The sequence below is a fragment of the Rubrivivax albus genome, assembly GCF_004016515.1.
In the GTDB taxonomy this organism is placed as follows: domain Bacteria; phylum Pseudomonadota; class Gammaproteobacteria; order Burkholderiales; family Burkholderiaceae_C; genus Rubrivivax; species Rubrivivax albus.
In genome coordinates this window covers 1279957-1304973 of record NZ_SACT01000001.1, presented here as the reverse complement: position 1 = coordinate 1304973, position 25017 = coordinate 1279957, and the positions used below count along the sequence as shown (strand labels likewise).

The following is a 25017-nucleotide window of genomic DNA, read 5'->3' as shown; positions in this document are numbered from 1 at the left end:
GAAGTCGGCTGGGCGGGTGCCTGACGCGCGCCACTGGCGGGTGGCCGCAGACCTGCCTTGGCCCCGCGGCCATCACGGACGCGGCGGCACCTCTGACCGGCACCCGGCCGATGCCCCCGCACTCGCCGGCCGGCTCAGGTTGGCGCCAGGCGGGTCGACGCTTCCTGGGCGGACTCTCGGGTGCGCTGGTGCACCAGGGCCACCACCTGCTCGGTGTCGCCACGCTCCATCGCCGCCAGGGCCAGCGTCCACAGCCGGATCGACTGCCGCCGCCGCTCCGGTGTGGCCAGCCCCAGGCGGCTGTAGCGCAGCGTCTGCAGCGAATGGCTGACGATCAGCCGCCGCAGCCGCTCGTTGCCGGCGAAGCTGCCGGTGATCTGGGTCAGTCGGTGCACCATCTCGGCATAGGCGGTGCCGTCATCGGGCGCGTCCACCAGCGATTGAAGGCGCCGCACGCCGGCCCGCATGACGGCCAGCAGCTCCGGCGGCCAGTGGTGGCCGATCCGGCGCACGGCCATCTCGTGCAGGCCGGCGCGCACCTCGAACAGCTCGCGCAGTTCGGTCGCCGACGGCGCCGAGACGATGGCGCCGCGGCGCGCCAGCACCGTCAGCAGGCCCTCGCGTTCGAGCAGCCGGATCGCTTCGCGCACCGGACCGCGGCTGACCCCGAACTCATCCGCCAGTTCCTGCTCGCCGACGCGCTCGCCCGGGTCGAGCTGGCCGCGCACGATGCGTTCGCCCACGCGCGCCGCGATCTGCTCGGGCACCGTGAGCGTGCCGCCGCGCGCGTCCGTGAAGAGCCGGAAGCTGATGACGCGCTCCCAGCGCGCCAGGGCGTCGTCGTCCGTGCTCGAGGTGTCCATGGCGGCTGCGGGCGGTCTTGGCAGGGGGCAGATTCTCGTTGATCCGGCCGGCTGTCCCGGGCGGCCGTAGATGTAGTTCGCCGTTCAGGGTAAGCACGAGGACAATCAGATTGTTGACAATCGTACAGTGCTGGCATGCATGAGATCCTCTCCGAAGTCACCGGCACCGTCTGGCAGGTCATGGCGCCGGTCGGCAGCCGGGTTGCCGAGGGCGACACCGTGCTCGTCGTCGAGTCGATGAAGATGGAGATCCCGGTGTGCGCGCCCTGTGCCGGCACCGTGGCGGCGCTCGACGTAGGTGAAGGCGACCCCGTGTCCGACGGCCAGCGGGTGGCAGCGATCGCGCCATGAAGCCGAGCCGTGACGGTGAACCCGCACCGCACTGGGAAGGTGCCGTCGCATTTCGCCTGTTTGCCGACCGGCCCCGACCCACGCTCACCGTGGCCGAGCAGATCGCCGCGCAGGTGGGCGAGCGCATCCTCGACGGCCGCCTGCCGCCGGGCGCGCGCCTGGACGAGCAGCACCTGGCCGGCGAATTCGGTGTCAGCCGCGGCACGCTGCGCGAAGCCACGCGGCTGCTCGAACGCGAAGGCCTGGTGCGCGTCATACCCCGGCATGGCGCGATGGTGACGGCGCTGAGCGCCGACGAACTGCGCGAGATCTACGAGGTCCGGGCTGCCCTGTTCGACAGCGTGCTGCGCAAGCTGGCGAAAACGCGACCCGCGGCCCTGTTCGCCCTGCAGCGCGATGGCGTGGCGCGGCTGCGCACGCTGGCCGATGGCGTACAGGACGGCGACGAGTACGCCGAGACGATGCACCGGCTGTTGCTGGTGACGGCCAGCCATGCCGGCAACCGGCGCCTGCAGCGCCTGCTGGCAGGCCTGTCGCTACAGACACTGCGCTACAGCAAGCTGGCCCTGCGCAGCGTGGCCCGCCGCCAGCGCTCGCTGGCCTTGTGGACGCAGGCGCTCGAGGCCCTGGAGCGCGGCGACGCCGACACCGTGGCCGCGCTGTCTGGCCTGCATTTCGAGGAGTCGGGCGCCGAGGCGGCGCGCCTGCTCGCAACAGACCCCGCACAGGAGACATGACATGACACTGCCCCTTGCCAGCCGGCGCCCCGCCGACGCCAGCGCCAACGGCGCGCGACCCGGGCCGCGTGGCCTGCGGGTGCGCCTGAGCACCGCCATGTCCGGCACGCTGCTGGCCGCAGCGGCCTGCGGCATCACCCTGGCCACGTTGCCGGCGGCGGTGCTGGCGCAGGGCACGGCGCTGCGCTTCACCACCAACGCGCCGTTGAAGTCGCCCTGGGGCGGACAGATCGAGCGGCTGGCAGCCACCGTCGCCGCGCAGAGCGGAGGCAGCGTCAAGATCGAGCCGTTCTACGGCGCCCAGCTGGGCAACGAACTGGACACCATCCAGCAGGTCGCGCGCGGTCGCATCGACATGGGCAGCTACTCGCTCGGTGCCGCCACGTCCGTGGTGCCGGAACTGCAGATGCTGATGTTGCCGTTCTACTTCGACAACGCAGCCCAGCTCGACTGCGTGCTCGACAAGCACATGGTCGGGCAGGTCGATGCGCTGTTCGCGGCCAAGGGGCTCAAGCTGCTGGGCATCAACGACGTGGGCGTCATCGACGTCGCGGGCAAGAAGTCGCTGGCGGACGTGGCCGCCGTGAAGGGGCTCAAGGGCACGGCCTACTCCCGCATCCAGGGCATGCTGTGGTCCGCGGTGGGGGCCAACTCCACCTTCATCCCGGTGCCGGAGTGGGCGTCGTCGCTGCAGACCGGGGTCATCGACTACACCACGTCGCCGGTGGCGGTGTACGTGCCCACCGGGCTGAACAAGGTCGCACCCGTCTACACGCGCCTGAACCTCTGGTACACGCCCGGCGTGATCCTGATGAACAAGGCCGCCTACGACCGACTGGGCGCCGAGCAGCGCGCGGCGCTGCAGCGCGCCTTCGAGGCCGAGTCGGCGCCGAAGCTGCGCGCCGAGATCCGCGCGGTGGAGGAGAAACTGCGCCAGGCCCACGTGGCCGCCGGTGGCCAGCTGGTGGACCTGACGCCCGCGCAACGTACGGCGTGGCGCCAGGTGGCCGCGGGCCTGTGGCCGGAGATGGTTTCCGCGGTGGGCGGGCAGGCCGCCGGCTTCCACCGCGCCGTCGAGACGGCCCGCGACAGCTGCCGGTGACCGACGCCCCACCCGCCGCGGTACCGCCGGCGGTGCGCACGCTGGCCGCCGGCTGGCACCGGGCCGAGTGCTGGCTGGCCATGGCCGCCTTCGCCTGCGTGGCCGCGCTGCTGATGTTCGACGTGCTGGGCCGCGAGGTGTTCGCGCCGCTGCTGCGTGCGCTGGGGGTGTCGGTGGGGGCGACCACGGTGCCGGGCGGTCCCAAGATCGCCGTGTTCGCGATGGTGGTGGGGGCATTCTGTGGTGTCGGCATCGCCACGGCCACCAACGCGCACCTGGTGCCGCGGGTGGGTTTCGGCTGGGTGCCGGCCGCCTGGGCCCCGGCGGTGGCCCGCGCCGGTGACCTGTTCACCGGCGTCTTCATGCTCGGCGTGGCCTGGTACGGCCTGCAGTTCGTGCTCGCGTCCAAGGGCACCAGCATGCGCGCCCCGGTGCTGAACTGGGAGGTGTGGCCCTTCCAGCTCGCTATCCCGGCCGGCTTCGCGTCGGCCGCCCTGCGCTACCTGATGTTCGCGGCCTGGCCGGGCCTGAAGCCGCCGCCGCCCGAGGTTCAGGAATGATGGCTGGTGCACGGCACCGGTGCAGCCGATGAGCGCGCTGGCGATCCTGCTCGGCGTGGCGGTGCTGCTGGTGCTGCGCCAGCCGCTGCTGGTGATCCTGCTGGCGCTGGCGGCGGCGGTGCAGCTGATTTGGGGCCGGGGCCAGCTCGACTACATCATCGAGGACATGTGGGTCGGGCTCGACAAGGAGCTGATCCTGTCGATCCCGTTGTTCCTGCTGTGTGGCGCGGTGATGACGCGCGGCAGCACCGCGCAGCGCATCATCGCCGTCATGGAGGCGCTCACACGCCGCCTGCCGGGCGGGCTGGGCGTGGCCTGCATCCTCACCTGCGCGCTGTTCGCGTCGATCTCGGGGTCGTCCATCGTCACCATGCTGGCCGTGGGCACCGTGATGTACCCGGCCATGCGCGACGCCGGCTACGACAACCGCTTCGCCCTCGGCGCGGTGATGGCCGGCGGCACGCTGGGCATCCTGATCCCGCCGTCGATCCCGATGATCCTCTACGGCCTGGTGACCGAATCCTCGATCACCGACCTGTTCCTGGCCGGCGTGGGACCGGGCCTGCTGCTGACGGTGGTGCTGTGCACCTATGCCATGTGGGTCAACCGCCGGCTGCCGACGCAGGCCTTCAGCGCCGCGGCGCTGCTGGTGGCCCTGCGCCACGGCGTCTGGGCGCTGCTGACGCCGGTGATCATCCTCGGCGGCATCTACTCCGGTTTCTTCACCACCACCGAGGCCGCCGCCGTGGGCCTGGCCTACGCGCTGCTGGTGGAGTCCCTGGTGCACCGCCACTTCGGCTGGGCAGACCTGCGGCACGCCGTGCTCGAGACCGCCAAGCTCGGCGGTTCACTGTTCCCGCTGCTGGCGGTGGCGCTGTCGCTGAACCTGGTGCTCATCGAGCACCGGGTACCGCAGGCGCTGGTCGAGAACGTCCAGGCCTGGATCGACAGCCCGGCCGCCTTCATCGTGCTGGTCAACCTGCTGTTGCTGGGCGTGGGCTGCCTGATGACCACCGGCGAAGCCATCCTGGTGCTCGCCCCGCTGCTGGCGCCGCTGGCCGAGGCCTACGGCTACGACAAGGTGGTCTTCGGCCTGATGATGATCCTGAACCTCGAGATCGGCTTCCTGACCCCGCCGGTGGGGCTGAACCTGATCGTCGCGCTGACGGCCTTCAAGCAACCGTTCGGCGAGATCTGCCGCGCGGCCGTGCCCTTCATCGTGCTGATGCTGGGGGTGCTGGCGGCCGTGGCCGTCGAGCCCCGCATTGCGATGGCGCTGGTGGGCCCCTGACGGGGCCAGCACCGACACGCGCACCCTACTGCCCCGGACCATGACCGAGCCCACCGACATCGACCGCAGCGAGCCCATCGTGGATGCCCACCATCACCTGTGGGACCTGTTCGCGCTGAACTACCCGTGGTCGAAGGCGCCGCCGCACGATGTCGGCTGGGGCGATACACGTCCGTTGTACGCCGACTACCTGGTGGGCCATCTGCGCCATGACGCCGAACGGCAGAATCTGATCAAGTCGGTGCACGTGCAGGCCAATGTCGACCCCACCGATCCGGTCCGCGAGACCGAATGGCTGGAGCGCGTGGCCGACCTGCCCGACTCGGCCGGCCTGCCCACGGCCATCGTCGCCTACGTCGACCTCAGTTCGCCGGCCGCTGCCGAGCACCTGGCCCGGCATGCGGCCCACCCCCGAGTGCGGGGCATCCGCCAGGTGCTCAACCGCCATGCGGACGCGCGCCTGAATCGCGCACCGGCCGACTTCCTGGCCGATCCACGGTGGCAGGCGCAGTTCGGCCTGTTGCGCAATCACGGCCTGAGCTTCGATGCCCAGGTCTACTGGCAACAGATGCCGGCACTGGCGGACCTGGCGCGCCGTCACCCCGACATTCCCATCGTGCTCGACCATGCCGGCATGCCCGTCGAACGCGACTCCCCGGCACTGGCCGGCTGGGCGCAGGGCATGCAGCTGCTTGCCACCTGCCCGAACGTCTGCGTCAAGCTCTCCGGCTACGGCATGAGCGACCTGCACTGGACGCCCGACTCCCTGCGCCGGTTCGTGCGTGATCCGATCGAGTGGTTCGGCCCCGACCGCGCCATGTTCGGCTCGAACTTTCCCGTCGACCGGCTGATGTCCAGCTACGACCGGCTGTGGGACACCTACCGCCTGTTGGTGGCGGACCTGTCCAGCCAGGACAGGCGCGCCCTGCTGCGCGGTACGGCCGAACGCTTCTACCGGATCTGACGCGCGCGGGGCTAGGCCCGCGCGACCCGGTACGTCGCCAGGGCGCACTCTCAGCGCGGGGCACCCCAAAAAACGGCCATGCAGTGGCGCGATGCGCGCCGCGTGCGCCGATGCGTCGTGGCGGGGAGGGGACGGGTCTCGATGCGGGCGAACGCGCGCCCGCGTGTTGCCTACGCGCGCAGAGGCGTCGACGCGCCGGGGGCGTCGCCCACGCCGCAGCCGGCGTGACCGTCGTCTGCTGGACACTCTAGTGGCCTCAAGCAATGCATGGTGGGGCGCTCACCTGGGTGTTCAGTAGCCCGGCATCCGGCGCAGCCAACGCACCTCCTTGTCGCGCCCTGCAGGTGCTCACGGGTACTCCAGGGCGCATCTGAAAACCCCCATGCGCCCATCCATCGGAGCGGCGAACCCGGTCAGCACTCGCTGTGGACATGGGTCAACTGGTTCGGCAGCAATTTCACGATGGCGTTGTGGCTCTGTGACCACGGCGGTCAACGCATGGACGGAGTGATCGGAGGGCACACCGGCAACGCATCAAGTACGCGGGTGTGATCACTCTGATTGCGTACATCCGGTGGCGATCAACAGGAGTGGACAGGACCCGCCAATCGAAATCGTCAAACGGGTCGATGGACGCTCGGATTGCGACAACATGCTCCATGGGTCTCGCTGAAGTGCATGTGATCGAAGCACGCTCGAATGCATGGTCGACTCCCGCATTGCGGCCTGATGCGACCGACGGCTCCTGGCCGATCGCAGGTACTCAGCACTTCACTGCGGCCTGCGGTAGACGCAACGAGCATCGGGCTTCAGCGTGCGTCGTCAGGCAGTCTCTCGTACCGTCAGATCGACTTCCCAAGCTGTCTTGACGAGGGTTCGGAGATTCGCCTCTACAAGGGGCGCTGGCCCGTTCACAATGCGGCCGGATCATCAACGATAGACTGCAAGCCTTTGATCTATAACACTTTTTCGACGCCCGTCACTCCCACTCTATTGTCAACAGGGAGGTCGCGCTCATAGGTAGATCGGGCACCGCGGCGGCCCGTCGGGAGCGAACTACCGACATTCTTACCGTCTGTGTATTGGCCGCTGGGAGACGTCCGGGTCGTCGGTCCGGTCCATCAGGACCGACAACTGGATTGCCATGCGGATCACTTGAAATCAACTGAGACGACATTGACGGTATCGACCTGCTTGTTCCGCAACCCGATGACGGTACCCGCAGCCGGGCTGACGGTATCGGCGATCTGCCCGCCCGAGCGATCCAGACGCAGAACCCTGTGTCAATGGTAGTCGTCCTCCAACTGGTGACGCACGGCGAGAACGGCCACCTGGCTGTCGTCCTCGATCTCGAACAACGCGACGTAGCCCGATCGTCCGAACGGCACGATCAGTTCGCGGAGAAACGGGCTTTGTCCGGCTTTACGGCACGTGAACGGCGACGTCTTCAGGGTGGCGATGCCTGATCGCAGCGCAGCGATCGCTTGACCCGGTAGCGCGAGGTCACCGCCATCGCGATTGAGCTCGCGTTCCAGCAGATGGTCGAAGAGCCGGCCCAAGTCCGCTTCGGCGTCCCGGGTCAGTCGGACCTTGAACGTCACTTGCCCGTCTTCACCACGCGCACACGCGCGGCGTCGAGCTTGCGTTGCAGTCCGTCGATCACCACGTCGGCATCGACGTAGTCACCCGTTCGCCGCGCGGCGTCGCGCGAGCGAAGCCCGCGTGCGATGAACTCGGCCTGCATGCGACGGCGTTCGACACTGGCACGCACCGAGGCTTCGACGAACTGGGATAGCGTCTCGCCCTCGGCCAGCACCGCTTCCACCTCGGCGCGGAAGTCGGGCTCGACTCGGATGGACGGGATGGTGGTCGTCTTCATGCCCGCAGTGTATCGCAATTGCGTCACGAGACGGCGGACCTCCCGGCATCGAGCACTCGACTCCGGCCAATGCCCGCTGCTCGTGGAAAGCGCGTCTGACCGGATCCGGCCACGAGGAGTCGCCAGCGGTCGGCGGCTTTAGAGCTCACCACCTGCGGGCGATCCGGGACCGCCCAGTGATCACAGTGCCGCTACCTCGTCGCCCGAAAGGGCTCGGGTGAAACGGCTGGCGGTTGGTCCAGCATCTGGTCCACCAGTAGTGCGGCCGAGCCCATGGCCAGCGTCAGACCGAGGTGTCCATGCCCCGTGTTCAGCCACAAGCCCTTGGGCCCCGCGGGGCCGACGAAGGGAAGCCCGTCGGCGCTCATGGGTCGAAGCCCCGCCCACGGGGTGCCCGACGAACGGTCGACGCGAGATGCAATCTCGGGGTACAGGCGTTGCAGCAGGGCGAACAGGTTGTCGAGCCGTCGCGCATCAAGCGAGAGGTCGTCACCCGCGAACTCGGCGGTTCCGACGGCGCGCAGCCGCCGGCCCAATGGCGTCACGGCAGCGTGCATGGCGTCGTCGATCACCGGTAACGAAGGCAGCGGCGTCAGGGACGACAGATGCCCCACATCGAAGGTGAGCGAGTAGCCCTTGGCGGGCCGGACCGCGAGCCGCAAGCCAAGTGGCCGCAGCAGCGCCCGGCTGCCGCAGCCACCGGCGACGACGACGCGGCGGGCTGCGATCCAGGCGCCTTCAGTCTCCACGCCAGTGACCTCTCCCTGCCAAACAACGATGCGCTGCGCCGCTACGGACGTGCGAACCTGCGCCCCGTTGGCCCTGGCCAGCCGGGCGAGTTCGCGCGTCAACGCGCAGGCATCGGCCGCCACGTCATCGGGAAAGTGGAGCGCTGCGGCGACCCTGCTGCTGGCCGCTGCCAGCGCGGGTTCGCGTTCGACGGCCTGCGCTGCGGACAACACGCTGAATCGCAATCCCAGAGCAGCCAGCCGCTGGGCGATTCCTTTCGGGCCGTGCAAGTCGCGCGGCCTCGCGAACAGCTTGAGGGTGCCGCCGAACGAGGCATCGCAGCGCAGGCCCTGCGAGCGGATCAGCTGCCGGGTCCGTTGGGTCGAGTCCAGCGCCAGACGAAAGCTGGCTTCGGTGGCCGCTGCATGCCGGGCGGGTGACGAATGGCGCAGAAAGCGCAGGCCCCAGCCCAGCAGGTCGGGCAGTGCGTGCAGGCGCAGCTTCATGGCCGCCGTCGGATCGACCAGCGACGCCATCAGGTGGCGGCCGACGCCCGGGCTGTTCCACGGGTCCGACATCGAAGGCGTCAGCATGCCGCCGTTGGCGAAGCTGGTTTCCGTTGCAAGCGCCTCCTTCGCCTCAAGCAGGAGCGCAGGCTCGCCGCGCGAGGCCAGTTCGTACAGGGTGGCCGCGCCCAGCAGGCCGCCGCCGATGACCACCGTGGGCAGGCTGCCGGACATCTGCCCGCGATCAGTGGGCCGCTTGCTGGTTGGGCGCTGGCGGTGGCAGCACCTTGCCCGGGTTCAGGATGCCTTTCGGGTCCCACGCTGCCTTCAGGCGGCGCATCAGGTCCACGCCCGCTTCGCCGAACTCATCCAGCAGAAGTTCGCGTTTGTGGCGGCCCACGCCGTGCTCGCCGGTGCAGGTGCCTCCGAACTGCAGTGCCCGCTGCATGGTGCGCTGGTTCAGCTGCTCGGCCGCCGCCATCTCGTCAGCATCGCCGGGGTGTGCCAGCACCAAGCAATGGAAGTTGCCATCGCCCACATGGCCGAACAGCGGGCAGGTCAATCCGGTTTCCCGGATGTCGATCAACGTCGCTTCGATGCAATCGCCAAGCTTGGACATGGGCACACAGGCGTCGGTGGTGAAGGCGCGTGCTCCCGGCTTCAGCTGCAGGCAGGCAAAGAAGGCATGGTGCCGGGCCGCCCACAGCCGCGAACGCTCCTCGGGGTTGGCCGACCACTCGAACGATCGGGCACCGTTGTCGCGGGCCAGCGCCTGCACCGTCTGCGCCTGTTCCTGCACCGATGCCGCGCTGCCGTGGAATTCGAGCATCAGCGTGGGTACCTCGGTCAGCCCGGTGCGGCTGTGGGCATTGACCGCCCGGATGGTCAAGGCGTCGACGAGTTCGGCGCGGGCCACCGGCACGCCGACCTGAACCGTCTGCATCACCGTGCGCACCGCGTCCAGCACGCTGTCGAAGCCGCACAGGGCCGCGGCGATCGTCTCGGGCTGCGGGTACAGCCGTACCGTCACTTCGGTGATGATGCCCAGAGTACCTTCGCTGCCGACGAAGATGCGGGTCAGGTCGTAGCCGGCCGACGACTTCTTCGTGATGCGCGAGGTGCGCAGCAGCCGAGCCTCAGCGGTGACGACGGTCAGGCTCAGGGTGTTCTCGCGCATCGTGCCGTAGCGGACCGCATTGGTGCCGGAAGCACGCGTGGCCGCCATGCCGCCGAGCGAGGCATCGGCGCCCGGGTCGATAGGGAAGAACAGCCCCAGGTGCCGGCACTCGGTGTTGAGTTGGGTACGCGTGGCGCCGGCCTGCACGGTGGCCGTCATGTTCTCGGCGTCGATCTCCAGTACGCGGTTCATGCGGCTCAGATCCAGGCACACGCCCCCCTCGAAGGCCAGGAAGTGGCCTTCGACCGAACTGCCCGCCCCGAAGGCGATCACCGGCGTGGCGTGCTCGTTGCAGGCCCGCACGACCGCGATGACGTCGTCCGTCGACTCTGCAAACACAACGGCATCGGGTGGCGTGGTCGGGTAGGGCGACTCGTCGCGCCCATGCTGGTCGCGCACGGCCTGCGCGGTGCTGAAGCGCTCGCTCAGGCGCTCGCGCAGCGCCGAGCTCAGCCCAAGTGGCAGCGGCATAGGGCAACGGGGCTCAATGGTCCCAGCGCAGGCTCACGCCGACGGTGCGCGGCCGCACCAGGAAGTAGTCCCGGTACGGATAGGCAGCATCGGCCAATGCGCCCACCACGCCGCGCTGGTCGGTGGCGTTGTTGGCAAAGAGCGTGAGCTCCCACGCATCGCGGGCCAGGCTCAGTCGAAGGTCCATCGTGGTGTAGCCCGGTGCCGACCCCGAGCCGGCGATATCGAAGTTGCGCGCACCGATCTGGCTGATGACCGAGCTGACCCTGCCTGAGGTTCCGGCAGGACCCGCGAAGCTGTAGCTCGGCGCCAGGGTCACCTGCGTGCGGGCGCTGCCGGGCAGCCGTGAGCCGCTGGGCACCTTGCCGGCCGGTCCGTCGTAGGCCACGGTCGTCTTGGCGTCGATGAAAGCCGCGGCCAAATCGACGCTGAAGCTCGGCGTGGCGCGCCACCCGACGCTCAGCTCCAGGCCCTTGCTCTTCGCGGCGCCGACATTGCTGGTGTCCAGGAAGCCGCCGTTGAGCGTGGTCACCTGCACGTTCTTCCAGTCGAGCAGGAACACAGTGGCGTCCACGCGCAGGTCCTTGCTTGGCAACAGGCGCACGCCGGTCTCGTAGTTCGTGAGCTTGTCGGACTTGTAGGGCGTCTGCGAACGGAAGTTGACGCCACCGAACCGGTACCCCTGCGAGACCAGCGCGTACCACTGGTGGGCACCGAACTTGTGGCGCAGCGTGGCCTTGGGCGTGAAGCCGTCTTCGCTGAGCGAGGGGCTCCTGAACGGCGCATTCGAGGGAAGGTTGGACAGGAACGCAATGTTGTAGTTCGTCTTGGTGCTGTACGCTCGTCCACCCAGCCCGACGGTCCAGGCCGGCGTGAGGTCGAAGTCGCCATCGAAGAAGAGCGCGTTCTCGCTCATCCGCGCCGTGCCGGTTTGCAGACCCAGCACGTCGTTGGGAAACAGGGCGCCCAGACCAGCGTCGACTGCCCCGACCGCGCGGATGGGGCCGTCCAGCTCGAAGCGGGTGCGCGAAATCAGCGCGCCGACCAAGTAGCGCAGCGGTCCTTGTTGTGAAGACGCCAGGCGGATCTCCTGTGAGACCATGTCCGAGTTCGAGGCCTCGTCGGCCACGTACGCCGGGAGCACGATGCCGCTGGGCCGGAAGGCCGGGTCAAATAGACGCGTCACGTCGCTGTGCGAGTCGTTCTCTTTCCGCCAATAGCCGGTGATCGAGGTCAGCGTGTGGGACCCCAGCTCCGCGTCGATGGTGACATTGGCGAAGTCGAGCGTCGAACGCCGTGTGCTGGCCGTCGGGTTGCTGGCCGTCAGTTGACGGGGGTCCGGAGCCACCGCCATGGTGTCGTCGAGCTGATTGCGCTGATGCATCACGTTCGCGGAGATGGTCAGCGACCTGTTCGGCTTCGCAAGCCCCGACAGTCGCGCCCCTGAGGTGTGGGACCGGTTGGCTCGTTCGGCCTGGGTGCCCAGGTTCTTGATCCACCCGGCATCGACACGATCGAACGCCATCACACGCACGCCGGCGACACCCTTCGCCAGCGGCTGGTTGCCCATCAGGTAGATCGCATGGTCGGTTCCACCGCCCACGACACGGCTGCCGGAGGCCAAGACACTGAAGGCCTGAGCCTGCAGTTCCGGTTCGGCCAGCAGGTACCGCACAGCGCCACCCAGCGACGATGACCCATACAGCGCGCCCTGCGGGCCTCGCAGTACTTCCATACGCTCGAGATCGAACGGTGCCACGTCGGCCGCGTTCATGAACGCGAACGGGTCGGTCATCGGCACGTCCTCGATGTAGATGCCGGTGGTGCTCTGCTGGAACCCGAGCGTCAGCGTGTTGGCGTTGGTGCCGATGCCTCGGATCGCCGGCACATTGCGGCCCGGATCGCCCTTGTTCACCTGCACACCGGGGGTGAGCTTGAAGGCCCCTTCCTGGTCGGCCACGCCGTTGGCCTCGAGCGCACTGCCCTGGATCACGCTGACCGTGCCCGCCACGTCCGCAGCCGGCTGCTTGCGCTTGTTGGCGGTGACAACGACGGTCTGGGTGTCGGATGATTCTGCAGCAGCCGCCACGGCGGCCTGGGCCCGGACCACGTCAGGCCCACAGACCAGCAGGCTGGCCACGGCGATGGCGTGCATGGCGGGAAACTGGACAATCCTACGGACGCTCATCGTTCACCTCGATCGCTTGGATGGGTCGCTCGAGCATAGGAGGCCTGTCGAAGACCGAACTTAGGCAGGCCGGCCAATGGGTTTGGGGAAGTGACCCGACACCGGGTATGCCCGTAGCCACGCAGCCAAAGCGAAGCGCCGATCCGCGGTAGCCCGGCAGCGGATGGCGCACCTACATTGAGCCCAGCACCGACAGAGGCCAAGATCGATGCGGATCGAAACCCGACTTCCTCATGGCACCAGCTACCTGCTGCCCATCCTCGGCGGCGAGGTTCGCCTTCGTCTGGACGTGATGCCGCCGGCCCCGATCGCGTTCGGGCCGCCGATGACGGACGGGCCGCATCCTCTGCTTCTGTTGCTCGACGCGGACCTGCACTACCCCGTTGCCGCCGGCCTGTCCCGGCTTCTGCAGGTGACCGGCGAGGTGCCACCGCACTGGGTGGTGGGCCTGGGCTTCGAAGGAGGTGAGGCCATCGACGTCTACGCCGAGCGCCGCATCCGCTATTTCAGCCCGTGGCCGATTGCACTGCCGGCACCCTACCCGCAGAACTGGGTCAGCGGCCAGGGGCTGCGCTTTCGCCAGGCGCTTGTGGAGGAGGTGCTGCCGTTCATCGAAGCGACCACCCAAGCGAAGCGATCTGCCTTCAACCTGATTGGCGTGTCGCTTGCAGGACTCTTCGTCACCCGCCTGCTGCGGGACGCGCCGACCCTGTTCAGGGGCTACGGGATCATCAGTCCGCGACTTGGTGACCAGGACCGCCGCATGATCCGCGAGTTCGACGGCCTGTCCGCCGGATGGTTGCCCCTGGACACGCGCATCGTGATCTGCGCGGGTGACCGTGAAGACGTGCCCGGCACCGATCTGGAGTCGATGACGGCCAACGCTGCAGAGCTGGCCGGAGCGCTACAGGGACTGCACGGCAACGTGCAACATCACGTTCATCCCGGTGAGACTCATGCGTCCGTGCTCGGTGCCGCCCTGTCCCGTTCCATCCGGGCGTTGATGGCGCTGGGTGAGCAGCCGAAGTAGCTGCTGAAAGCAGCCGTGAAGCTGCTGTGGTGCTTGTAACCGGTGAGGTAGGCAATCTCGGAGACCGTGTGCAGGCCTTCCTGCAGCAGCTTCATCGCCCTGTCCATCCGAAGCTGCATCCGGTGCTCCGAGATCGAAACACCGAAGTGTTGCCGATAGAGCTTGCGCAGCTTGGTCTCGGTGGTGGCCACTCGCACGGCGAGCGCGGGAATCGACAAGGCGTCTTCCAGGTGCAGTTCCACCAGGCTGCGCGCCGTGGCCAGCCTTTGTTGGTCTTGCCACTTTGCTTGCCGCGCATCGCTGGGCGGTTGCTCCGCACGTGCCAGCCACGGCAACATCAGGTTGCCCAACAGTTCGAGAGCCTTGCCTTCGAGCAGCATCGTCCCGAGCGGACTCGCTGGGTCCGTCCCGATGATCTCGTTGGCCGTCTTCACAGCCGCGCGATCCAGCGGCATGACCTGCGGCGCCGCGAAGACCTCCCGCAGCCGATCAACGCCGCCCGGAAGGCCGAAGTCGTCGGCAAGACGCTGGGGTGCGCACGATAGTCGTATGACTCTGAACGGAGAACCTGCGGGTAAGTGCGCCGCATAGGTGCGACCCGGCTCACGGATCGACAGGGACGCCTGCCCCGCCGCGAAGGCGTGAGCGCCGGCCTGCGCCCCTTCGCCGTCGCCTTCGGCTGTCCGTTCGACTTCCAGGCGTCCTGCCACCACGACGTGCAGCACAAACTCGTTGTTGCCTTCGCTGCTGATGCACAGCGGCGTCGTGGGGTCCATCTCCACGACGGCCAGGTCCATCCCATGCGACAGGCGGCACACCAGCCCCTGCCAGGCGGTCTTCTCCAGGCGGCCGCGCAAACGCACGACGCCCGGCCCGACGTCGATGATCTCGGCGCCACCTGTCGTGGTCCATGCGCGAGGCAGTCGCTTGCGGTCGCCCAATAGCTGCGCGATCGCATCGGCTGCATGCTCGTGACGATGCTGCGCGGAAGAACGGGCGTGTCTCAAATCGGATTCGGTCAGTCGGGTGCGCCAGATAACGGCCACTTGGGCCTGCGCACATTCTGATAAGGCATGCGGGCCACGTCAAAGCTCAGCGCGCCTGGGGCGCCGACGTAGATGACGCGAGATGCCAGCGGTGCAAACGCCGCGTGGAAGTGCTGCATCGACTTCAGGACGATGAGCCGTTGTTCCTGCAGCTTGCAGCCGAGCTGGGTGAACAGGTCCGTGTGCATGGCCTGGTTGCGCCCACTGACCAGGACGATCTGCACACCGGCGCTGTCGCCCGCGCCTTCAATCAGGGCGCAGTCGCCCATGGGCGTGGCCGACCCGCCCAGGCCGGTCATCACGAGGTTCTCGCGCAGGGCCATGACCGTGCAGCGCAGGTCCACCGGATCGCCCGATTCCGGCCCCATCTTGCCGCCGATGCGCAGATGAAGGTGGGACCCGACGCCTGCCTCGAACGCGACCCGGACGGCAATCGGGTCCCACAGCGGCCCGAACGCCGCCGGCCGGATCTGCCGCTCGAGCACGCGGCGCAGGATGAAGGTCGAATCCGACGGCGCGCCGCCGCCCGGGTTGTCGGCGCCATCGGCGAGCACCACCGGGCCGGCAGGGCTCACCAGGGCCTGGTCCAGCGCTTCGTCGATGGTCGGGTACACCACACGCAGTTGTTCCCGCATGTCGATCAACTGATCAGCCAGCCGGCGGGCACATCGCTGCGCGGCTGCGGCGTCGCCATCGGCGTAGACGAGCATCTGGGTGCCCATGTCCGCCACGTCGCCCCAAGGAAAGCCGTGCACGATCGAGATTGATACTATGCCGTCGCGGCCCTCCAGCGCCTTGATGCGTTCCACAAAGCCCCGTGCCGGTTCTCGTGTCGTGTGCATCGTGACGATCATCTGGCAGTCCACGACCGCCGCCACGGGCCTCAGGCGCCCGCGAGCCTGGGCCTCGCACAGGTGCAGCAGATCGAAGGCCCGCTCGGCGATGTCGGTGTGCGGGTATTCCTTGAACGCGACCAGCACGTTGGCGCATTCGACCATCGCCGGGCTGAGATGGCAGTGCGGGTCGAGCTCCGCGCCGACGACCACGTCGCGGCCCACCAAGGCCCGCACGCGGGACAGCAGGTCGCCTTCGCAGTCGGGGTAGCCGTCGGCCACCATCGCGCCGTGCAGGCCGAGCGCGACCACGTCCACCGGCATCGCGCGCTTCAGGTCTGCAAGCAGCTGATCCCGCAAGGACTCGTAGGTCGATCGCGTCGTCGGCCCGGCCGGTTGCGCCGCCGCGACCAGACCTTCGGCTAATTGCCAGCCCCGCTGCGGCGCCAGCTGCCGGGCGGCCCACAGCGGCCCGGCAAACAGGCTCATTTCACGCGGATGCGTACCAGCCGGAAAGTAGGCGAAGTCGCGGTAGGCCTGCATGCCCGTGGGCATGGACGCGAAGGTGTTCGTCTCGGTGGCGAGGGTGGCGGTGAAGACTTTCAAGGGCGCGATCCTCCGTTTACGGCCGCCGCTGTCGGTCGGATTGTCCGGTGCGGGTGTATCGCAGGCTTAGGCAAAGCGGGTGGATGCTTTGGGAGCCCCGTGCTCCGGGTTGGCGCGTCAGGCGATCGCTGGAACATTGAGGCGACATGAGTGTCGCCCACTACCCACCGCCTTCGACCACCACCTGGTCACCCCAGACAGACGCACCGATGACGGGCGCAGCGTTACTGATTCGTACCTTGCTCGACCTCGGGGTCGACACCGTGTTCGGCTATCCAGGCGGCGCCGTGCCGCCCTTGTTCGACGCTTTGCATGCAGAACCTCGTTCCTGATCGCCACCCACCCCGAGGAGCCGGAGAAGCGGGTGTTCGGCCGCGACCTGCTGGCCGTGCGCGTGCTGGACCCCGATGGCAGCAAGCTGCTGACCATCTACAACACGCACCTGAAAAGCCACTTCGTGCCCCATGACGAAGACCCGGTCGAAGGCGCGGCCCGGGCCAACGCACGCCGGCGGCGGCAGGCAGAGTCCATTGCCCGCATCCTGTCGGCCGAGGAGCGACGGGGTGCGAAGTTCATGCTCGTCGGCGACATGAACGACCCACCGGACAGCCCGTTCCTGGCCCCGATGCTCTCGGTCGACGGCGACCCGCTGGTCAACGCTTTGGCCGCCGCGGTCGAGACGCGGCCCGCCAAGGCCGAGACGCCAGGCCAGGGCCCGGGACCGGCCAGCCCCGTCTGGACCCACCGCTACAACCCGCCCGGGGCGGAGCCGCCCCGCTACGAACTGTTCGACCAGGTGTGGCTCTCCAGCACGCTGGCGCCCAGGCTGCTGTCAGCGCACATCGACCGGCGGACAAGACACGGCGGTGATGGCTCGGACCACGATCCTGCATGGGTGGTGCTGGATCTCTGAGCCCAGACGCCAGGCTCGTTACTGACCGTACCCAAGCGATTGACGGCAAGAAGCTTCAGGCGCCAAGGGTACCGAACCCCGCTTGCGCCGCGCGAGCCGCTGGGCCGGTCGTCCGCTGACCGGTCCTGGACATGCGGGGCCCTAAAACTCGGTTTCCCCACACCACCAACAGCGGAAGTAGCGCCACTGCGGGTCTCGCCCAACAAGGGCGCCCATTCAGGCAGCGGCGCCCCTTGGATCGGTGACGCACTCGGCATGCCTCGCCGCAGACACCGTTTGGACATAGCGGTGCTGGAGAGGCAGAAGCAACAACATGGACAGGAGCATGGCCAGACAAGTCACGCCCACCATCGCCAGCAACAGACCATTGGGCTGCTCCTTCAGGCGGTCGGACACCGCGCCGACCACGGCCGGTCCGAGCGAGCCCAGCACGATGTTGAGCGTGACCGCGATCGCCGCCAGCCGACCGCGCAGCGGCGCTGGCGCCATCTCCTGCAGCGCCAGCGGGAACAGGAGTGTCCCTGCCATCACGGTCGTCATGAAGAGTCCGACGCAGACGAACAGTTGCGTCGGAGACCGGGCCAACAGCACGCCTGCGGCCATCAGCAGCCCGAGCGCGGCGGCCGCCAGCAGGCTCATGGCCGGCAAACGCGGACCGAGGCGTGGCAACAGTTGCCGGTATCCCACCTGGGCGATCAGGAAGCCAGTCACGGTGGCCACGAGCATGGCCGCGCCCATCGTGTTGGCCACCTGCAAGGGCGTGGCCGACATCTGCCGCATTGCGACCACGGGGGCGAAGTTCATCACCGCGCCAATGCCGAGGACCATCGACGCGACGCCGAAGTAGAAGCTGGCGAACGCCAGCTTGTGGCGAGCCAGGAAGGGCAGCACCGCCGTGCCCGCTGGCGCGACGCTTGCGTCCCGACGGCTTGACGCCAGCGCATCCGGCACCTCGTCCGGTCCGGCCGCCCGCCGGGCGCGCAGGAGTGGCATCGTCAGGATCAGCGGCACCAGCACAAGGCCAGGCAGCGCAGCCGCCAGCAGGGTCAACCGCCAGTTGGACAGCGGCTGCAAGGCATCGGGCAGCAGGCCTCGCCAGGTGTCGACGGCAACGAGCAGCCAGCCGCACATTGCGACGACCAGACCCACGCCCAGCCGCCCCGCCAGCAGCATGAGCGAGTTGGCCAGATGCCGTTTCTGGCCGCGGAACAGCTCGGGGATCAGCGCCAGAGCGATGGCCATTGCCGCCGTCGCTGACCTTGTACGCCCGCTCGCGTGGCGCCAGGTCGCGCAGCTTGGCGTCCGTCAAACCCTGTCGAGCCTTCGCGCTTGCGGGCGTGGGGCGCGCCCGATCCGCCGAGATGTCCATGAGGTCTCCAATCCACTGCCTGTCGCAGGGCCGGGATACCGTCACGGAGTCCGACGGTATCGCCGATGGCCTGCAAGCGTAGGTGCTCGGATACCGTCAGATCAACCGTCAGAACGTCTGGGACCGCACTGGATCGTGCGAGACGCTTCTGGACTCTAAGTCCTTGTCCCTACAGTGAAATCGGATTGCTCTGGGATGACCGGAAACACCTTGGGACGATGTTGGCTCATTCCCACTCGATCGTCGCCGGCGGCTTGGAGCTCACGTCGTAGGTCACGCGGTTGATGCCGCGCACCTCGTTGATGATGCGGCCGGAGGTCTTCTTCAGCAGGCTGTACGGGAGCTCGGCCCAGTCCGCGGTCATGAAGTCGCTGGTCTGCACGGCGCGCAGGGCCACCACGTAGTCGTAGGTGCGGCCGTCGCCCATCACGCCCACGCTCTTGACCGGCAGGAAGACGGCAAAGGCCTGGCTGGTCAGGTCGTACCAGCTCCTGCCGGTGGCCGGGTCGATGGCGGCGCGCAGTTCGTCGATGAAGATGGCGTCGGCGCGCTGCAGCAGTTCGGCGTACTCGCGCTTGACCTCCCCCAGGATGCGCACGCCCAGGCCCGGGCCCGGGAACGGGTGGCGGTAGACCATCTCCGGCGGCAGGCCCAGGGCCACGCCAAGCTCGCGCACCTCGTCCTTGAACAGGTCGCGCAGCGGCTCCAGCAGCTTCAGCCCCAGCGTCTCGGGCAGGCCGCCGACGTTGTGGTGGCTCTTGATCGTGGTGGCCTTCTTGGTCTTGGCGCCGCCGGATTCGATGACGTCGGGGTAGATCGTGCCCTGGGCCAGCCACTTGGCGTTCGACAGCTTCTTCGCCTCGCGCTGGAAGACCTCGACGAACTCGCGGCCGATGATCTTGCGCTTCGCCTCGGGGTCGGACACACCCTGCAGGTGGCCGAGGAACTGCTCGCTCGCGTCCACGTGCACCACCTTGGCATGCAGCCGGCCGGCGAACATGTCCATCACCATCCGGCCTTCGTTCAGCCGCAGCAGGCCGTGGTCGACGAAGACGCAGGTGAGCTGGTCGCCGATGGCGCGGTGGATCAGCGCCGCAGCCACGCTGGAGTCGACGCCGCCGGACAGGCCCAGGATCACCTCCTCGTCGCCGACCTGCGCGCGGATGGCCTCGACCGCCTCGGCGATGTGGTCGCGCATCACCCAGTCGGGCTTGGCGCCGGCGATCTGCAGCACGAAGCGCTCGAGCATCGCGCGCCCCTGCGCCGTGTGCGTGACCTCCGGGTGGAACTGCACCGCGTAGTAGCCGCGCGCCTCGTCGGCCATGCCGGCGATCGGGCAGCTGGGCGTGCTGGCCATCAGCTTGAAGCCCGGCGGCAGCACGGTGACCTTGTCGCCGTGGCTCATCCACACCTTGAGCATGCCGTGACCCTCGGCGGTGCGGAAGTCCTCGATGCCGTCCAGCAGTTTCGTGTGGCCACGCGCGCGCACCTCGGCATAGCCGAACTCGCGGTGGTCGCTCCATTCCACGGTGCCGCCGAGCTGCGCCGCCATGGTCTGCATGCCGTAGCAGATGCCCAGCACCGGCACGCCCAGGTCCCACACCGCCTGCGGCGCGCGCAGCTGGTGGTCCTCGTAGGTGCTGGCGTGGCTGCCGCTGAGGATGATGGCCTTGGGCGCGAACTCGCGCACGAAGGCATCGTTGACGTCGTTCGGGTGGATCTCGCAATAGACGTGCGCCTCGCGCACGCGGCGCGCGATCAGCTGCGTGACCTGGGAGCCGAAGTCGAGGATGAGGATGCGGTCGTGGTTCATGCGGGCTGGGCCGCGGCTCGGCGCCGGGCGGTGAAGAAGCGGATCGCGATGACGGCGGCCGCCGCCTGCAGCAGCGCGCAGGCGAAGAACGGCAGGCCGATCAGCCAGTCGTCGGGTTGGCGGTGCGAGATCAGCACCAGCAGCGGCCCGGCCGTGGCCGGCGCCAGCACGGCCATCAGGCTGTTGACCGAGGCCAGGGCGCCCATGACCTCGCCCTGGCGCTCGGCGTCGGCGGCGTTGGACACGATGCTCTGCAGCGAGGCCGTCGCCCCGCCGCCCAGCAGGGTGCCGACAACGATGACGACGTACATCATCCAGCCCTCGGTGATGGCGCCGAAGGCGGCGTAGGTGACGGCGCCCATCGCCAGCCCCCACGCGGCCAGCCGGCGCGGCGAGAAGCGTTTGAGCAGGTGGCGCAGCAGCACGCCCTGCACCAGGGCCGACATCAACCCGACGACGAACAGCGACCAGCCCACCTCGGCCGGCCCCCAACCGAAGCGGAAGTGCGTGTACAGCACCCAGCTGGAGTGCATCGTGAACTGCGCCAGCGTGGCCAGCGCGATGGCCGCGGCCAGCCAGCCGATCCCGGGGTTGCGCGCCAGCGTCTGCATGGCCGCCAGCGGGTGGGCTCCACGCCAGGTGAAAGGGCGCCGGCGCGCCTTGGGCAGAGACTCCGGCAGCACGAAGTACCCGTACAGGCCGTTGGCCACGGCCAGCGCGCCGGCGGCAAAGAACGGCAGACGCACGTCGATGTCACCGAGCACGCCGCCCAGGGCGGGGCCGAGGATGAAGCCGACGCCAAACATCGCACCCACCAGGCCCATGCGCGCGGCCCGCTGCTCTGGCGTGGAAATGTCGGCCACGTAGGCGTTGGCGATGGCGGCGTTGGCCTGCATGGCGCCGGCCACCACGCGCACGGCCACCAGCATCCACAGCGCGGTGGCCAGACCGGTGACGAAGAAGCTCAGCGCCAGGCCGCTGAAGCCCAGCAGCAGCACGGGTCGGCGGCCGAAGCGGTCCGACAGCGCGCCGAGCACGGGCGCGGCGACGAAGTTGGCGGCACCGAAGGTGAAGGTCACGATGGCGAACCAGCGCGCCTGGGCCTCGGCGCCGTCGGTGAACTGGCCCACCATGTAGGGCAGTACCGGCACGATCAACCCGATCGCGATCATGTCGATCAGCACCGCGATCAGGATGAACGACATGGCCGCCCGCCTTTCGGCTGGGCGGCCATTCAAGGCCTCGGCGTTCAAGGTCAGTCGGCGCGGTAGTTCGGCGCTTCCTTGGTGATCTGCACGTCGTGCACGTGGCTTTCGCGGATGCCGGCGGTGGTGATCTGCACGAACTCCGCGCGCTCCTTCATCTCGTCGATGGTGCTGCAGCCGCAGTAGCCCATCGACGCCCTCAGGCCGCCGCCCATCTGGTGCACGATGGCGATCAGCGAACCCTTGTAGGGCACCCGACCCTCGATGCCCTCGGGCACCAGCTTGTCGGCATTCGGGTTCGTGGTCTCGTCGTTTTCCTGGAAGTAGCGGTCGGCCGAGCCGGCCTTCATGGCGCCGATGGAGCCCATGCCGCGGTAGCTCTTGTAGCTGCGGCCCTGGAACAGGATGACCTCGCCCGGCGCCTCTTCCGTGCCGGCGAACATGCCACCCATCATCACCGTGCTGGCGCCGGCGGCGATGGCCTTGGCGATGTCGCCGGAGTAGCGGATGCCGCCGTCGGCGATCAGCGGCACGCCGCTGCCCTTGAGCGCCGTGGCCACGTTGTCGATGGCGGTGATCTGCGGCACGCCGACGCCGGCGACGATGCGCGTGGTGCAGATCGAGCCCGGGCCGATGCCGACCTTGACCGCGTCGGCCCCGGCCTCGCACAGCGCCAGCGCGGCCGCGCCGGTGGCGATGTTGCCGCCGATGACGTCGACCTGCGGGTAGTTCCTCTTCACCCAGCGCACGCGCTCGATGACGCCGGCGCTGTGACCGTGGGCGGTGTCCACCACGATGGCGTCGACGCCGGCCTTGACCAGCAGTTCCACGCGTTCCTCGGTGCCCTCGCCCACGCCCACGGCGGCGCCGACGCGCAGCTTGCCTTGCGCATCACGGGCCGCATTGGGGAAGCTGGTCTGCTTGGTGATGTCCTTCACCGTCATCAGGCCGCGCAGCTCGAAGGCGCTGTTGACCACCAGCACGCGCTCCAGGCGGTGCTTGTGCATCAGTGCCTTGCCCTCGGCCAGCGATGCGCCTTCCAGCACGGTGACGAGGCGTTCGCGCGGTGTCATCACGTCGCGCACCGGAGCGTCGAGCCGGGTCTCGAAGCGCAGGTCGCGGTTGGTGACGATGCCCACCACGGTGCGCCCCTCGACCACCGGGAAGCCGGAGAAGCCGAACTGTTCCTGCAGCGCCATCACCTCGCGCACGGTCTGATCCGGCCGCACGGTGATCGGGTCGCGCAGCACGCCGGACTCGTAGCGCTTGACGCGCGCCACCTCGGCGGCCTGCTGCTGCGGCGTGAGATTCTTGTGCACGATGCCGATGCCGCCTTCCTGGGCGATGGTGATCGCCAGGCGGGCTTCGGTGACGGTGTCCATGGCCGCCGACACCAGCGGCAGGTTGAGCGCGATGTTGCGCGTCAGGCGGGTGGCAAGGGAGGTGTCGCGCGGCAACACCTGCGAGAACGCCGGCACCAACAACACATCGTCGAAGGTGAGCGCTTGGCCAAGAAGGCGCATGGGGAAAGCTCCAGACGCAAAGCACGATTATACGGACCGTTACCACGCCCCCTGCCGCGCGTGACGCATTGCACGCGAGCCCCGGTGCCGACGCGGCCTACACTTGCGGGATGACGATGCGCCCTGCCCTGACCGCGCTCACCGCCGCCCTGGCCCTGACCCTGCTGGCCGGGCCCGCCATGGCCCAGTGGAAGTGGAAGGACGCCAACGGGCGCATCACTGTCAGCGACCTGCCGCCGCCGCGCGACGTGCCGCCGCAGAACATCCTTCAGCGACCCGACCCGGCTGCGGCACGCGCAGCAGCTGCGTCGCCCGCTGCTTCGGCGGCGTCGGCCCCGGCCGTGGTGCCGCGCGTGGACCGCGAGCTGCAGGCCCGCAAGGACGCCGCCGCGCAGGAGCAGGCGGCCAAGGAGAAGGCCGAGGCCGCCAAGCTGGCAGAACAGCGCGCCGAGAACTGCCGCAATGCCCGCGCCCACCTGGCGGCGCTGGATTCCGGGCAGCGCATCGCGCGCTACAACGACAAGGGCGAGCGCGAGATCCTCGATGACCGCCAGCGCGCCGCCGAGACGCGCCGCGCACGCGAGGTCATCGCGTCGGACTGCCGCTGACGGCGCCACCCGTGCCGGTCTTGCCGCGCTTGCGGTAGCGCTGCCGGCGCGCTTCCTTGGGGTCCACGGTCAGCGGCCGGTAGACCTGAACCTGGTCCTGGTCGCGCAATGCCTGCCGCAGCGTGCAGGTCTTGAACCAGACGCCTACGTCCACCGTCGCCAGGTCCAGGCCATGGCGCGCCAGCACCCCGCTGTGCTGAAGCGCGTCCTGCACCGTGGCACCTTCATCCAGTTCCAGCGTCGTCAGGTCGACCTGGTCCGACGGCCCCGCCACCGGGCAGTGGACAACCTCAACGCGGACCATGCACCTGCTCCGCCCGCTGCACGAAGCTGTCGACGAAGGTGTTGGCCACGCGGTCGAACACAGGGCTGACCACGGCCTCCAGCGCCGGGCTGGCGAAGGCGTAGCGAAGGTCGAACTCGATCTTGCAGGCCTCGGCCTCGCTGCCGGGCCGGCCCAGCGGATGGAAGAGCCAGGTGCCGTCGAGCAGCGAGAACGGGCCGTCGACCAGCTGCACTTCCACCGAACGGCCCGGCACCTGCACGTTGCGGGTGGTGAAGGCGTGTCGCACCCCCATGTAGTGCAGGCCGATGCGCGCGGTCATGCCGTCGTCGTGCTGCGTCAGCACCTCGGCCCTGTCGCACCAGGGCAGGAAATCCGGGTAGCGGTCGACACCGGTCACCAGGTCGTACATCTCCTGCGGCGTGTACCAGAGCAGGACCGACTTCTTCACGTGCTTCACAATCGCGGATTCTAGTTTTCCCCCGCCCATGCCCCCGATCGCCGAAAACCGCCGCGCCCGCCACGAGTACCACATCGACGAGAAGTTCGAGGCGGGCGTGGTGCTGCAGGGCTGGGAGGTCAAGGCCATCCGCGCCGGCCAGGTGCAGCTGACCGACGGCTACGTGGTCATCCGCGACGGCGAGCTCTACCTGATCGGCCTGCGCATCAACGCACTGCGCACCGCGTCCACCCACGTGCACCCGGAGCCGGACCGCACGAAGAAGCTGCTGATGCACAAGGACGAGATCCGGCGGCTGATCGGCAAGGTGGAGCAGAAGGGCTTCACCCTGGTGCCGCTGGACCTGCACTACAAGGGCGGCCGCGTGAAGGCCGAGATCGCGCTGGCCAAGGGCAAGGCGCAGCACGACAAGCGCGAGAGCGAACGCGAGAAGGACTGGCAGCGGGAAAAGGGGCGCCTGATGCGCCACAAGATCTCGACCAAGTGACGCGCCGCCGGCTGCGGCTGGCG

The 25017-nt window shown here is 68.6% G+C and carries 24 protein-coding genes and 1 pseudogene; 11 read left to right on the top strand and 14 right to left on the bottom strand.

The features are described 5' to 3' along the window. Window positions 1–134: 134 nt before the first annotated feature. Entirely contained in the window at window positions 135–863 is a 729-nt protein-coding gene (locus ENE75_RS06025; protein ID WP_128196582.1) for a GntR family transcriptional regulator, read from the bottom strand. A gap of 135 nt (window positions 864–998) precedes the next feature. Here ENE75_RS06025 and ENE75_RS06020 point away from each other — a divergent pair, with 135 nt between their 5' ends. From ENE75_RS06020 to ENE75_RS05995, 6 genes are read left to right on the top strand one after another with little or no spacing between them, the layout of a single operon-like run. Next, window positions 999–1214: a biotin/lipoyl-binding carrier protein gene (locus ENE75_RS06020; RefSeq protein ID WP_128196579.1), complete on the top strand. Its 216-nt coding sequence runs from the start codon at window positions 999–1001 to the stop codon at window positions 1212–1214. Further along, entirely contained in the window at window positions 1211–1951 is a 741-nt protein-coding gene (locus tag ENE75_RS06015; RefSeq protein WP_128196577.1) for a GntR family transcriptional regulator, read from the top strand. The genes ENE75_RS06020 and ENE75_RS06015 overlap by 4 nt, the downstream gene beginning before the upstream one ends. Before the next feature lies 1 nt (window position 1952). Beyond that, window positions 1953–3053, top strand: a complete 1101-nt coding sequence (locus tag ENE75_RS06010; protein WP_128196574.1) for a TRAP transporter substrate-binding protein — start codon at window positions 1953–1955, stop codon at window positions 3051–3053. Further along, window positions 3050–3613 carry a TRAP transporter small permease gene (locus tag ENE75_RS06005; protein WP_128196572.1) on the top strand — a complete coding sequence of 188 codons (564 nt, stop codon included), beginning with the start codon at window positions 3050–3052 and terminating at the stop codon, window positions 3611–3613. Before ENE75_RS06010 ends, ENE75_RS06005 begins: the two co-directional genes overlap by 4 nt. A gap of 28 nt (window positions 3614–3641) precedes the next feature. After that, window positions 3642–4904: a TRAP transporter large permease gene (locus ENE75_RS06000; protein ID WP_128196570.1), complete on the top strand. Its 1263-nt coding sequence runs from the start codon at window positions 3642–3644 to the stop codon at window positions 4902–4904. Between the two features lie 40 nt (window positions 4905–4944). Then, entirely contained in the window at window positions 4945–5868 is a 924-nt protein-coding gene (locus ENE75_RS05995) for an amidohydrolase family protein (RefSeq protein WP_128196567.1), read from the top strand. Between the two features lie 1283 nt (window positions 5869–7151). On the opposite strand, the gene ENE75_RS05990 is transcribed toward ENE75_RS05995, so the two are convergent. The 5 genes from ENE75_RS05990 to ENE75_RS05970 form a co-directional block, all read right to left on the bottom strand. Beyond that, window positions 7152–7469 (bottom strand): type II toxin-antitoxin system RelE/ParE family toxin, encoded by a 318-nt coding sequence (locus ENE75_RS05990; RefSeq protein WP_128196564.1) that lies wholly within the window; start codon window positions 7467–7469, stop codon window positions 7152–7154. Then, window positions 7466–7747, bottom strand: coding sequence for a YlcI/YnfO family protein (locus ENE75_RS05985; RefSeq protein WP_128196562.1), 282 nt, complete (start codon window positions 7745–7747; stop codon window positions 7466–7468). Before ENE75_RS05985 ends, ENE75_RS05990 begins: the two co-directional genes overlap by 4 nt. Window positions 7748–7938: 191 nt before the next feature. Next, window positions 7939–9216 carry an FAD-dependent oxidoreductase gene (locus ENE75_RS05980; RefSeq protein ID WP_128196560.1) on the bottom strand — a complete coding sequence of 426 codons (1278 nt, stop codon included), beginning with the start codon at window positions 9214–9216 and terminating at the stop codon, window positions 7939–7941. Window positions 9217–9226: 10 nt separating this feature from the next. Then, a complete protein-coding gene (locus ENE75_RS05975) occupies window positions 9227–10630 on the bottom strand; it encodes an FAD-binding oxidoreductase (RefSeq protein ID WP_128196557.1) in 1404 nt (467 codons plus the stop codon). Between the two features lie 13 nt (window positions 10631–10643). After that, complete coding sequence (locus ENE75_RS05970; RefSeq protein ID WP_158288865.1) at window positions 10644–12785, bottom strand: TonB-dependent receptor; 2142 nt, start codon at window positions 12783–12785, stop codon at window positions 10644–10646. A gap of 241 nt (window positions 12786–13026) precedes the next feature. On the opposite strand from ENE75_RS05970, the gene ENE75_RS05965 reads away from it, so the two are divergent. Next, window positions 13027–13848 (top strand): alpha/beta hydrolase, encoded by an 822-nt coding sequence (locus ENE75_RS05965; RefSeq protein ID WP_128196553.1) that lies wholly within the window; start codon window positions 13027–13029, stop codon window positions 13846–13848. On the opposite strand, the gene ENE75_RS05960 is transcribed toward ENE75_RS05965, so the two are convergent. Then, window positions 13773–14894: a helix-turn-helix transcriptional regulator gene (locus ENE75_RS05960; RefSeq protein WP_128196551.1), complete on the bottom strand. Its 1122-nt coding sequence runs from the start codon at window positions 14892–14894 to the stop codon at window positions 13773–13775. The two genes, ENE75_RS05965 and ENE75_RS05960, sit on opposite strands and share 76 nt — an antisense overlap. After that, on the bottom strand, window positions 14867–16333 hold the full coding sequence (locus ENE75_RS05955) for a M81 family metallopeptidase (RefSeq protein ID WP_128196549.1): 1467 nt from the start codon (window positions 16331–16333) through the stop codon (window positions 14867–14869). The genes ENE75_RS05960 and ENE75_RS05955 overlap by 28 nt, the downstream gene beginning before the upstream one ends. A gap of 146 nt (window positions 16334–16479) precedes the next feature. Between ENE75_RS05955 and ENE75_RS05950 the strand changes: the two are divergent. Together ENE75_RS05950 and ENE75_RS05945 are read left to right on the top strand one after the other, a co-directional pair. Next, window positions 16480–16659 (top strand): annotated as a pseudogene (locus ENE75_RS05950) (thiamine pyrophosphate-binding protein); the annotation flags it as partial. 2 nt (window positions 16660–16661) lie between these two features. Further along, window positions 16662–17246 carry an endonuclease/exonuclease/phosphatase family protein gene (locus tag ENE75_RS05945; protein ID WP_510645184.1) on the top strand — a complete coding sequence of 195 codons (585 nt, stop codon included), beginning with the start codon at window positions 16662–16664 and terminating at the stop codon, window positions 17244–17246. A 216-nt stretch (window positions 17247–17462) separates the two neighbouring features. On the opposite strand, the gene ENE75_RS05940 is transcribed toward ENE75_RS05945, so the two are convergent. From ENE75_RS05940 to guaB, 4 genes are all read right to left on the bottom strand, one after another. Continuing rightward, window positions 17463–18488 carry an MFS transporter gene (locus ENE75_RS05940; protein WP_128196545.1) on the bottom strand — a complete coding sequence of 342 codons (1026 nt, stop codon included), beginning with the start codon at window positions 18486–18488 and terminating at the stop codon, window positions 17463–17465. 353 nt (window positions 18489–18841) lie between these two features. Further along, entirely contained in the window at window positions 18842–20428 is a 1587-nt protein-coding gene (gene guaA, locus ENE75_RS05935; RefSeq protein WP_128196543.1) for a glutamine-hydrolyzing GMP synthase, read from the bottom strand. Then, window positions 20425–21633, bottom strand: coding sequence for an MFS transporter (locus tag ENE75_RS05930; protein ID WP_128196541.1), 1209 nt, complete (start codon window positions 21631–21633; stop codon window positions 20425–20427). The genes guaA and ENE75_RS05930 overlap by 4 nt, the downstream gene beginning before the upstream one ends. 50 nt (window positions 21634–21683) lie before the next feature. Beyond that, entirely contained in the window at window positions 21684–23156 is a 1473-nt protein-coding gene (gene guaB, locus ENE75_RS05925) for an IMP dehydrogenase (protein ID WP_128196539.1), read from the bottom strand. A 110-nt stretch (window positions 23157–23266) separates the two neighbouring features. Here guaB and ENE75_RS05920 point away from each other — a divergent pair, with 110 nt between their 5' ends. Then, a complete protein-coding gene (locus ENE75_RS05920; protein WP_128196537.1) occupies window positions 23267–23764 on the top strand; it encodes a DUF4124 domain-containing protein in 498 nt (165 codons plus the stop codon). On the opposite strand, the gene ENE75_RS05915 is transcribed toward ENE75_RS05920, so the two are convergent. Together ENE75_RS05915 and ENE75_RS05910 are read right to left on the bottom strand one after the other, a co-directional pair. Further along, entirely contained in the window at window positions 23742–24068 is a 327-nt protein-coding gene (locus tag ENE75_RS05915) for an RnfH family protein (RefSeq protein ID WP_128196534.1), read from the bottom strand. The genes ENE75_RS05920 and ENE75_RS05915 overlap by 23 nt on opposite strands. Continuing rightward, on the bottom strand, window positions 24055–24507 hold the full coding sequence (locus tag ENE75_RS05910; protein WP_128196532.1) for a type II toxin-antitoxin system RatA family toxin: 453 nt from the start codon (window positions 24505–24507) through the stop codon (window positions 24055–24057). Before ENE75_RS05910 ends, ENE75_RS05915 begins: the two co-directional genes overlap by 14 nt. 28 nt (window positions 24508–24535) lie before the next feature. Here ENE75_RS05910 and smpB point away from each other — a divergent pair, with 28 nt between their 5' ends. Further along, the gene (gene smpB, locus ENE75_RS05905; RefSeq protein ID WP_128196529.1) at window positions 24536–24994 is read left to right on the top strand and encodes an SsrA-binding protein SmpB; all 459 of its coding nucleotides are present in this window, start codon (window positions 24536–24538) and stop codon (window positions 24992–24994) included. Window positions 24995–25017: the final 23 nt, after the last annotated feature.

Coding starts and splice junctions, on each gene's coding strand:
- ENE75_RS06025 (WP_128196582.1), bottom strand. CDS start 863: ATGGACACCTCGAGCACGGACGACGACGCCCTGGCGCGCTGGGAGCGC.
- ENE75_RS05985 (WP_128196562.1), bottom strand. CDS start 7,747: ATGAAGACGACCACCATCCCGTCCATCCGAGTCGAGCCCGACTTCCGC.
- ENE75_RS06000 (WP_128196570.1), top strand. CDS start 3,642: ATGAGCGCGCTGGCGATCCTGCTCGGCGTGGCGGTGCTGCTGGTGCTG.
- smpB (WP_128196529.1), top strand. CDS start 24,536: ATGCCCCCGATCGCCGAAAACCGCCGCGCCCGCCACGAGTACCACATC.
- ENE75_RS06010 (WP_128196574.1), top strand. CDS start 1,953: ATGACACTGCCCCTTGCCAGCCGGCGCCCCGCCGACGCCAGCGCCAAC.
- ENE75_RS06015 (WP_128196577.1), top strand. CDS start 1,211: ATGAAGCCGAGCCGTGACGGTGAACCCGCACCGCACTGGGAAGGTGCC.
- ENE75_RS05915 (WP_128196534.1), bottom strand. CDS start 24,068: ATGGTCCGCGTTGAGGTTGTCCACTGCCCGGTGGCGGGGCCGTCGGAC.
- ENE75_RS06020 (WP_128196579.1), top strand. CDS start 999: ATGCATGAGATCCTCTCCGAAGTCACCGGCACCGTCTGGCAGGTCATG.
- ENE75_RS05965 (WP_128196553.1), top strand. CDS start 13,027: ATGCGGATCGAAACCCGACTTCCTCATGGCACCAGCTACCTGCTGCCC.
- ENE75_RS05970 (WP_158288865.1), bottom strand. CDS start 12,785: ATGCACGCCATCGCCGTGGCCAGCCTGCTGGTCTGTGGGCCTGACGTG.
- ENE75_RS05980 (WP_128196560.1), bottom strand. CDS start 9,216: ATGTCCGGCAGCCTGCCCACGGTGGTCATCGGCGGCGGCCTGCTGGGC.
- ENE75_RS05975 (WP_128196557.1), bottom strand. CDS start 10,630: ATGCCGCTGCCACTTGGGCTGAGCTCGGCGCTGCGCGAGCGCCTGAGC.
- guaB (WP_128196539.1), bottom strand. CDS start 23,156: ATGCGCCTTCTTGGCCAAGCGCTCACCTTCGACGATGTGTTGTTGGTG.
- ENE75_RS05920 (WP_128196537.1), top strand. CDS start 23,267: ATGACGATGCGCCCTGCCCTGACCGCGCTCACCGCCGCCCTGGCCCTG.
- guaA (WP_128196543.1), bottom strand. CDS start 20,428: ATGAACCACGACCGCATCCTCATCCTCGACTTCGGCTCCCAGGTCACG.
- ENE75_RS05940 (WP_128196545.1), bottom strand. CDS start 18,488: ATGGCCATCGCTCTGGCGCTGATCCCCGAGCTGTTCCGCGGCCAGAAA.
- ENE75_RS05995 (WP_128196567.1), top strand. CDS start 4,945: ATGACCGAGCCCACCGACATCGACCGCAGCGAGCCCATCGTGGATGCC.
- ENE75_RS05930 (WP_128196541.1), bottom strand. CDS start 21,633: ATGTCGTTCATCCTGATCGCGGTGCTGATCGACATGATCGCGATCGGG.